Genomic DNA, 8,295 nt, shown 5'->3' on the forward strand with positions numbered 1-8,295 from the left:
CGCGCGCCGTCATTGGAGCGTGACCCGATCCTCGCCGTCGTGGCGGCCGAAGAACTGCATCAATTGGATGATGAGTTCGGCACGCTCTTCGATCCCCTCGGCCTCGAGCAGCGCCTGTTTCGCGGCGGCGTCGAACGGCGCGATCTGCGCGATGCCGTTGACCAGGCTTTCGTCGTCGAGCTTTTCGACCGCGTCCCAATCGACCGCATAGCCCTGGGCATCGGCGAAGCGCCGCGATTCCATTTCGAGCGACGACCGGCGGCCGAGCGAGAGCGTTTCGTCGGCGGGCACCGGCAGCAACGCCGCCTCGACCTGGCGAAACGCGGTCGCGGCGTCGAGTTCGCGGACCACGCGGAACAGCGCGATGCCCTCCAGGATCAGATTGTAGCGGCCATCGTCCATCGCCTCGACCTCGACGATCCGCCCGACGCAGCCGAGATCGTAGAGCGGGGGACGGTCGCTCTCGCCGCCCATTTCCATCCGCGGCTGGATCATCCCGATCCGCCGGTCGCGCGCCATCGCATCGCTCACCATCGCGCGATACCTTGGCTCGAAAATATGAATCGGCAGGTGCATACCGGGGAAAAGCAGCGCGCCGGGCAGCGGGAAGATCGAAAGGCGGGTGGTCTCGGTCATCCGAACAGGATCGCGGACAGGCGGCGGCGCTGCGCGGAGACCCAGGGATCTTCGAGCCCGACCGCCTCGAACAATTTGAGCAATTGGGCGCGTGCCGCGCCCTCGTCCCAATCGCGGTCGGCGGCGACGATGTGGAGGAGGTGGTCCGCCGCGGCATCGCGGTTCCCCGCCGCCATCTGCGCGTTGGCGAGCGTGAAGCGCTGGGCGTGATCGTCGGGGTTGGCATCGACCGTGGCCTGCAATCCCGACAGATCCTCGACCGGGACCGCGGATTGCGCCAGCGCGAGCGTCGCCTTGGCGCGGTCGATCCCCGCATCCTTCAGTCCCTCGGGCAACGCATCGATCGCGGCCTGCGCGTCTTCGTCCCGCCCCGCTGCGACGAGCGCGCGAATGCGGCCCGACAGGACATGCGGGTTGTCGGGCGCCATCTCGATCAGCTGATCGAAAATCCCGACCGCGCGATCGGGACCGCCCGCGGCGAGAATCTCCTCGCCGATCGCGAGCAGCGGTTCGAGGTCGGCAGCGGCCTCACCCGCAGGCGATTCGATCGGCAATTGCTTCAACAACTGGTCGAGGATCACGCGCAGCTGCGATTCGGTGCGCGCGCTCGTCATGTCGGCGACGAGCTGGCCCTGGAACATCGCATAGACCGTCGGGATCGACTTGATCTGGAATTGCGCGGCGATGAACTGGTTCTTGTCGGTGTCGATCTTGGCGAGCAGCACGCCTTTGTCGGCATAGTCGGCGGCGACCTTCTCCAGCGTCGGGCTTAGCGCCTTGCACGGGCCGCACCATTCGGCCCAGAAATCGATGATGACGAGGTTGGTCATCGAGGGTTCGACGACATCGCGCCGGAAATTCTCGACCGCTTCCTTCTCGGCGGGGGACATGCCTAACGTGGCCAACATATACTCCTGTCTGGTTCGCGCCTATTTGGGGGCGATCGCGGGTTAATGGAAGTCCCGCGATTTCGGTAGCACGCGAACGTCGCGTGGGTGGTGGCCGCGCGGATCGCGGCTGGCGATCGGCTTGGGGCGGATGACCTCGTCGACCGGGCACAGCGGCGGTTCGGCCTGATAATCCGACGACAGGCGGCGCAGTTCGTCGGTGCGATCGTAGGCGCGCTTGGCCATCAGGTGGACGACGCCTTCTTCGCTGCGCTGGATGACGCCTTCGAGTACCATCAGCCGCGCCGCCATCACCGCGCGGCGGTTGTCCTCGAAATCGCGTGCCCACATCAAACCATTGGTGACCCCGGTCTCGTCCTCGATCGTGACGAAAATCGCGTTGCCCTTGCCGGGGCGCTGGCGGACTAGCACGACCCCGGCGACGCGGGCGCGGGCACCGTCCTTGGCGCGATCGACCTCGGCCGAAGACAGAATGCCCTCGGCGGCGAAGATGGAGCGCAGGAAGGTCATCGGGTGATCCTTCAACGACAGCCGCGTCGTCTGGTAATCGGCGGCGACCTGTTCGCTCATCGGCATCGGGGGCAGCACGGCATCGGGTTCTGCGGCGAGTTCGGGCGCGTCGGCAGCTGCGAACAGCGCGAGCTGGCGCGGCGGGGTGCGGCGGACATCCCACAACGCATTGCGGCGATCCTTGGCGATCGAGCGGAACGCGTCGGCATCGGCGAGCAATCGCATCGCGCGGGGCGGGAGGTGCTGCGCGAGGCGCTCGATAGAGGCATGCGGAGCGTGCGCGACGACCGCGGTCGCCCAGTCTTCGCGGAACCCGTCGATCTGGCGGAAGCCGAGGCGGATGGCGAGTTGATCGCCAGCGGGCTCGAGGTCATTGTCCCAGCGGCTCGCATTCACATCGATCGCGCGGACATCGACATCATGCTCGATCGCGTCGCGGACGAGTTGCGCGGGGGCGTAGAAGCCCATCGGCTGCGAATTGAGGATCGCGGCGCCGAACACCGCGGGATGGAAGCATTTGAGCCACGACGACACGTAGACGAGCCGCGCGAAGCTCAACGCATGACTTTCGGGGAAGCCATAGCTGCCGAACCCCTCGATCTGCTTGAAGCAGCGCCGTGCGAACTCCTCGGTATAGCCGCGGCGGACCATGCCGCCGACCAACTTGGCCTCGAAATTCTCCATGCCGCCGACGTTGCGGAACGTCGCCATCGCGCGCCGCAACTGGTTCGCCTCGCCCGGGGTGAACCCCGCCGCGACGATCGCGAGCTTCATCGCCTGTTCCTGGAACAGCGGCACGCCATAGGTGAAGCGGAGCAGTTGCTGGAGCTCGTCGGGCGGGCCGAACTTCGAGTTTGGCGAGGGAAAGTCGACCGGTTCCTTGCCCGCGCGGCGACGTAGATAGGGATGGACCATGTCGCCCTCGATCGGGCCGGGCCGGACGATCGCGACCTGGACGACAAGATCGTAGAGTACGCGCGGTTTCAACCGGGGCAGCATGTTGATCTGCGCGCGGCTTTCGACCTGGAACACGCCGATGCTGTCGCCCTTGCAGAGCATGTCGTAGACCGCGGGGCTCTCGTCGTTGGCGATGGTGTCCAGCGCATGGTCGCCGAGCCCGTGGTAGCGCATCAGGTCGAACGCCTTGCGGATGCACGTCAGCATGCCGAGCGCGAGGATATCGACCTTCATCAGCCCGAGGCAGTCGATATCGTCCTTGTCCCATTCGATGAAGGTGCGATCCGCCATCGCGGCGTTGTGGATCGGCACCATCTCGTCGAGCCGCCCCTCGGTCAGGACGAAGCCGCCGACATGCTGCGACAGGTGGCGGGGAAATTCGAGCAATTGGCCGACGAGGCTTTGCAGCCGCGCGATTTCGGGATTGGCGGGATCGAACCCGGCTTCCTTCATCCGCTGGTCCTCGAAGCGGCTGGCGAAGCTGCCCCAGACGGTGCTGGTCAGGCGCTGGGTCACGTCTTCGGTCAGGCCCAGCGCCTTGCCGACCTCGCGGACCGTACTCTTGGGGCGGTAATGGATGACGGTCGCCGCGATCGCGGCACGATGGCGGCCGTAGCGGCGGTAGATGTACTGCATCACCTCCTCGCGCCGTTCGTGTTCGAAATCGACGTCGATATCGGGCGGCTCCTTGCGTTCGGCGGAAACGAAGCGCGAGAAGAGCAGGTTGTATTTGATCGGATCGACCGAGGTCACCTTGAGCAAATAGCAGACCAGCGAATTGGCCGCCGAGCCACGCCCCTGGCACAGGATCGGCGGATCGCAGCTGCGCGCGAACTGCACCACGTCGTGGACGGTGAGGAAATAATAGGCGTAGTTCTGCTCGCGGATCAGCGTCAGTTCCTCGTGGAGTAACGCGCGCAGTCGCTCGGGGACACGGTCGTCGTAACGCTCGAGCGCCTCCTGCCAGACGAGATGTTCGAGCCAATCCTGCGGGTCCCAGCCATGGGGGACGGGCTCGTGCGGATATTCGTAGCGCAGATCGTCGAGCGTGAAGGTGATCCGCTCGATCAGCGCCAGGCTCTCAGCGACCGCCTGCGGCCAGTCGGCGAACAGCCGCGCCATTTCGTCAGCGGGCTTGAGATGGCGTTCGGCGTTGGCGGCGAGCAGGCGACCGGCGCGCTGGACGGTCACGCCCTCGCGGATCGCGGTGACGACATCGTGAAGCGGGCGGCTGTCGGGATGCGCGTAGAGCGCATCGGTGGTCGCGAGCAGTGGTACGCCGGTGTCCTGGCCGAGCTGCGCGAGCGTGGCGAGGCGGCGGCGGTCCTTGCCCGCATGCGGCATCGTCACCCCGAGCCAGACCCGCCCGGGGGCGATGTCGGTGAGCGCGTGGAGCGTCGCAGCCAGGCTGGGGTCGGCGCGCGGGGGCGGCAGGATGGTGTCCGTGAGCGGAGTCGCCGCGGTGGCGCTGGACGCGGGCAGCGCGATCAAAAGCAGGTCGTCGGCATGGCGCGCAAGGTCGCCGAGCCCCAGGATGCAGCCGCTCTTGATACTGCGGCGGTTGCCGAGCGTGAGCAGGCGGGTGAGACGTCCCCAGCCGTGGCGCGTCGCGGGATAGGCGACGATGTCAGGCGTGCCGTCGGCGAAGACGAGCCGTGCGCCGACGAGCAGGCGGAAGTCGATCGGGGCGAGCTTGGCACCGAGCAGCCCCAGCCGCGCGCGCTTCAAGGCATCGTAGGCGCGCACGACGCCTGCGACGGTATTGCGGTCGGCGATCCCGATCCCGGCGTGCCCCAGCGCCACCGCTTGCGCCACCATGTCGCTGGGGTGCGACGCGCCGTGGAGGAACGAATAGTTGGTCGCCGCGACGAGTTCGACGAACGCGGTCACGCGACCATCCGGCGCAAGTCGGTCACGCAAACAGCCCGTGGAGATACCAGGCGGGGGTCTCGGTTTCCGAATAGAGGCCGTGGCGAAAAATCCAGAAGCGGCGGCCGCGCTGGTCCTCAACGCGGAAATAGTCGCGCGTCGGGATTGGGGCGTCATGCCGACGCCACCATTCGCCCGCGATCCGCTCGGGTCCTTCCGCGCGCGCGACCTCGTGGACGGTGCGGCGCCAGCGGAACCGGCGGGGGGGGCCGTCGGGCACCTCCGCCATCATCGATTCGATCCGCTGCGGGGGATCGAACAGATGGATCGGGCGCAGCGGGGGCTCGCCGGGCTCGGGGGTCGGCCAGCTCTCGACCGCGGGGGCGGCGGTCGCGGGCAGCATCAACTCGGCCTGTTCAGGGATATGGCGGTCGCGCGGCGCGAACCGGCGGATGCGCGACCGGCCGAGCCGGGTCGACAGCTGATCGACCAGCGCCGCCATCTCCGCGGTCTGCGATTGCCCGCCCTCCAGCTTCAGCTGCGTCGCGTCGAGCCGCTCGGCGAGCGCGATATCGAGGCGGATCAGGTCATAGCCGAATCCCGGATCGAGCGGATCGGCGAGCGAGTCGATCCGTTCGCGAAACAGCCGCATCAGCAGCGCGACGTCGCGGGTCGGCTGCCCGGTCTCGACCCGCAGCGACTGGACCGCACCATCGGTGCGAAAGAGCCGCACTTCCCACCGTCGCCCGCCTTCGTGGCGGCGTTCGAGCGTCTCGATCGCTTCGCCCGCCAGCTCGGCGAGCACCGCAAGCGCAACATCGCTGTGCGCGATCGGTTCGGCGAAGCGGCGTTCGGCGGCGATCGGCGCGATGTTGCGCCGCGCAACTACCGGCGTCTTCGCTTCTCCCGACAACCGGCGGATCGCGGTCACCGCCCCCGCGCCGAAGCGCGCCGCGATTCCCGCGAGCGGGCGATCCATGACATCGCCGACGGTCTTCAGCCCCGCACGGGTCAGCGCGACGCTCGCTTCGTCGTCGAGCCCGAGCGCGGCGACAGGTAGGCGTCGGATCGCGCGGCGCTCGTCGGGGGCGGGTGCCCCCGCGAAGCGCGCCAGCGCGTGCGCGATCGCAGGCGTGTCGCCGAACGCGTGGCGCGCCGCGATCCCGCGCCGCGCCATCCGCGCCTCGACATCCGCGGCGAGCGGGCGTTCGCCCTCGAATTCATGGACGCACCCCGCGATGTCGAGGATCAGCCCATCGGGCGGCGCAAGGGCGACGGTCGGGGTATAACGCGCGCAGCCGTCGGCGAGCCGTTCGAGCCAATCGAGATCGGCATGCGGGTCGCTCGCGAACACATCGAGCTGGGGGACGCGCGCGCGCGCATCGGCCAGCGTCAGGCCGGGGACGAGGCCAAGCTGCGCCGCCGCGAGATCGACCGCGGCGATGCGCACCGCGTTCCCGGCGGTCTGCGTGAACGCGAGCGGCGCGTCACCCCGCCCGACGAACAGGTGCGCGCGGGTGGCGCGCAGCCGCTCGATCGGCAGCCACGGGAAGACGAGCGCCAGATAGCGGCGCGGAATCGGCGATCGGGGCGAAATAACGGTCATCTCTCTTCCATTCTACGCGCCAGCGCGCGCCCGCGGGGCCGCCGCGACGGCGCAACAATTCGACCGCGAAGCTCGGATGCCCCGGTGCGTCGGTCGGTAGCGGGGTCGAAGGGATCGCGGTCACTCCCCAGCGCGTCGTCGCCGCGCTCGGGGTCGGTTCGGCCCCCAGCCGCAGCAACAGCACCGTCACCCCCGATGCCTCCGCCGCCAGCATCAGTCGCCGGGTCGCGGTGAGGTCGATCCGCGGGGCGCGGTCATGGCTTTCGACGACGAGCGTGCCGAGCCCCGCGCAGCGCGCGGCGTCGGCGGCGGCGCGCAACAGCCCCGCCTCGTCGGCGACCGACGCGATGACCAGCGCCGTGGGGGCCATGCCCAGCTCGACCAGTCCCGCCCCCAGGATCCGTCCGTGTCGCCGTTCAGCGTCGTCGGTGCGGATCCAGAGCAAGGGCAGCGCCCCCGCCGCAATCGCGAGCGCCACCGCGAAGCCGGTCGCGGCGGCGGCGTCCTGGGCGTCGAGCGCATAGAGTTCGTGAAGCTGCGCGCGCGCCAACCCCTGGCGCAACCACGCCTCGACCGGATCACGCGCGCCCGCGGACACGCCGAAGGGCGCGGCACGGCGCAGTGATTCGATCAGGGCGGACGACTCGCGCATCGATGTTCTTGTAATGTTCTTGTAAGAGAGTCGCCAGCGCTGAATCGCGGCTTGTGCGGAGCCATGGGGCTTGCGGACCATGGGGGTGGGTGCTAGTGGCCGCGCCTCACCCGCCCCCCGCGCTGCTTGCGGTGGGCCACGGCGCCGAGCGGGCGTAGCTCAGGGGTAGAGCACAACCTTGCCAAGGTTGGGGTCGAGGGTTCGAATCCCTTCGCCCGCTCCAGTTTTTCGAAAGAAACCATAAACTTAATTCCCTATTGGGCAAAATCGATAGGTATTGGCGTTTCCATGTCGCCACTGTGTCGCCACTGGGAAAAGCTATAGAGTGACGTGCTTGGCTGCCGCGCTCACACACGAGCGGGGACGGGGACCCCTATTTTTATCGTCGGCAAATTGCCTACTTGCGCTCTTGGCCACATCGCTTCCATCATGCGAAGCGTCGGCGGTGGTTCAGTCCCAAGTGCGATCATTCCGTCCACAATTCGAGTCCTGAGGTCACGTTGGAGCGAGCCGTCGTCAGCGCGGCAAGGTTGCAGGATCGGGAGGAATGGTCGAATCAGATCCCCATTGCATCCGGAATGATCGCCGGGGAGGGAACCTAAGGCGTGCAATTGATTTGGTGTATCGACGCAGCCCCGCCTCATTCGACTTCGTGGAGTTGAAGATAGGAAGCGACAATCCGCTCTATGCGGCGGTGGAAATCCTCAAATACGGCTATGTCTAGCTGCTAAGTCGGGATCATCGCGCGCGGCTCGGCTATGCAGGCAAGCCGATTGTCGAAGCCTCGGACGTGCGACTGTTGGTCCTCGCGCCGCATCGGGGCGGGCCATACGTTTTTTGAGGGTCCCCCAGTTTCTCATCAGAGGTGGCTCCGGTCGTCTGCACAGGCTCGCGGCTTGGATAAGTGGATCGCCGCTGGTTGATCATGCCGCTGCGAGAAGCGGCTGGTCGAAGTATATCTGGTCGGGCGTGCGGCCGCCAAGAGCTGAGTGCGGCCGGATGCCATTATAAAATGCGAAGTATCGGCCGATGCCGGCGCGGGCCTCGGGGACCGATGCGTAGGCGTGCAGATATACCTCCTCGTATTTCACCGAGCGCCAAAGGCGCTCAACGAACACGTTGTCGCGCCAGCAGCCCTTGCCGTCCATACTGATGGC

At 67.4% G+C, this 8,295-nt stretch carries 6 protein-coding genes and 1 tRNA gene; 1 reads left to right on the forward strand and 6 read right to left on the reverse strand.

The features are described 5' to 3' along the window. Positions 1–9 precede the first annotated feature (9 nt). From EAH84_RS02645 to EAH84_RS02665, 5 genes are read right to left on the reverse strand one after another with little or no spacing between them, the layout of a single operon-like run. Positions 10–636, reverse strand: coding sequence for an LON peptidase substrate-binding domain-containing protein (locus EAH84_RS02645; protein ID WP_140867201.1), 627 nt, complete (start codon positions 634–636; stop codon positions 10–12). Beyond that, on the reverse strand, positions 633–1,526 hold the full coding sequence (locus EAH84_RS02650; protein WP_140867347.1) for a tetratricopeptide repeat protein: 894 nt from the start codon (positions 1,524–1,526) through the stop codon (positions 633–635). Before EAH84_RS02650 ends, EAH84_RS02645 begins: the two co-directional genes overlap by 4 nt. A gap of 60 nt (positions 1,527–1,586) precedes the next feature. Beyond that, on the reverse strand, positions 1,587–4,901 hold the full coding sequence (locus EAH84_RS02655) for an error-prone DNA polymerase (RefSeq protein WP_140867204.1): 3,315 nt from the start codon (positions 4,899–4,901) through the stop codon (positions 1,587–1,589). Between the two features lie 22 nt (positions 4,902–4,923). Beyond that, positions 4,924–6,486 carry a DNA polymerase Y family protein gene (locus EAH84_RS02660; protein WP_241656415.1) on the reverse strand — a complete coding sequence of 521 codons (1,563 nt, stop codon included), beginning with the start codon at positions 6,484–6,486 and terminating at the stop codon, positions 4,924–4,926. Beyond that, positions 6,368–7,138: a hypothetical protein gene (locus EAH84_RS02665; RefSeq protein WP_140867207.1), complete on the reverse strand. Its 771-nt coding sequence runs from the start codon at positions 7,136–7,138 to the stop codon at positions 6,368–6,370. The genes EAH84_RS02660 and EAH84_RS02665 overlap by 119 nt, the downstream gene beginning before the upstream one ends. A 148-nt stretch (positions 7,139–7,286) precedes the next feature. Between EAH84_RS02665 and EAH84_RS02670 the strand changes: the two genes are divergently transcribed. Beyond that, positions 7,287–7,361: transfer RNA gene (locus tag EAH84_RS02670), tRNA-Gly, on the forward strand. Positions 7,362–8,061: 700 nt separating this feature from the next. Here EAH84_RS02670 and EAH84_RS02675 read toward each other — a convergent pair. Next, positions 8,062–8,295: integrase core domain-containing protein (locus tag EAH84_RS02675; RefSeq protein ID WP_140867210.1), on the reverse strand; the 234-nt coding region annotated here is incomplete at its 5' end.

This window comes from Sphingomonas oligophenolica (assembly GCF_006438955.1).
In the GTDB taxonomy this organism is placed as follows: Bacteria; Pseudomonadota; Alphaproteobacteria; order Sphingomonadales; family Sphingomonadaceae; genus Sphingomonas; species Sphingomonas oligophenolica_A.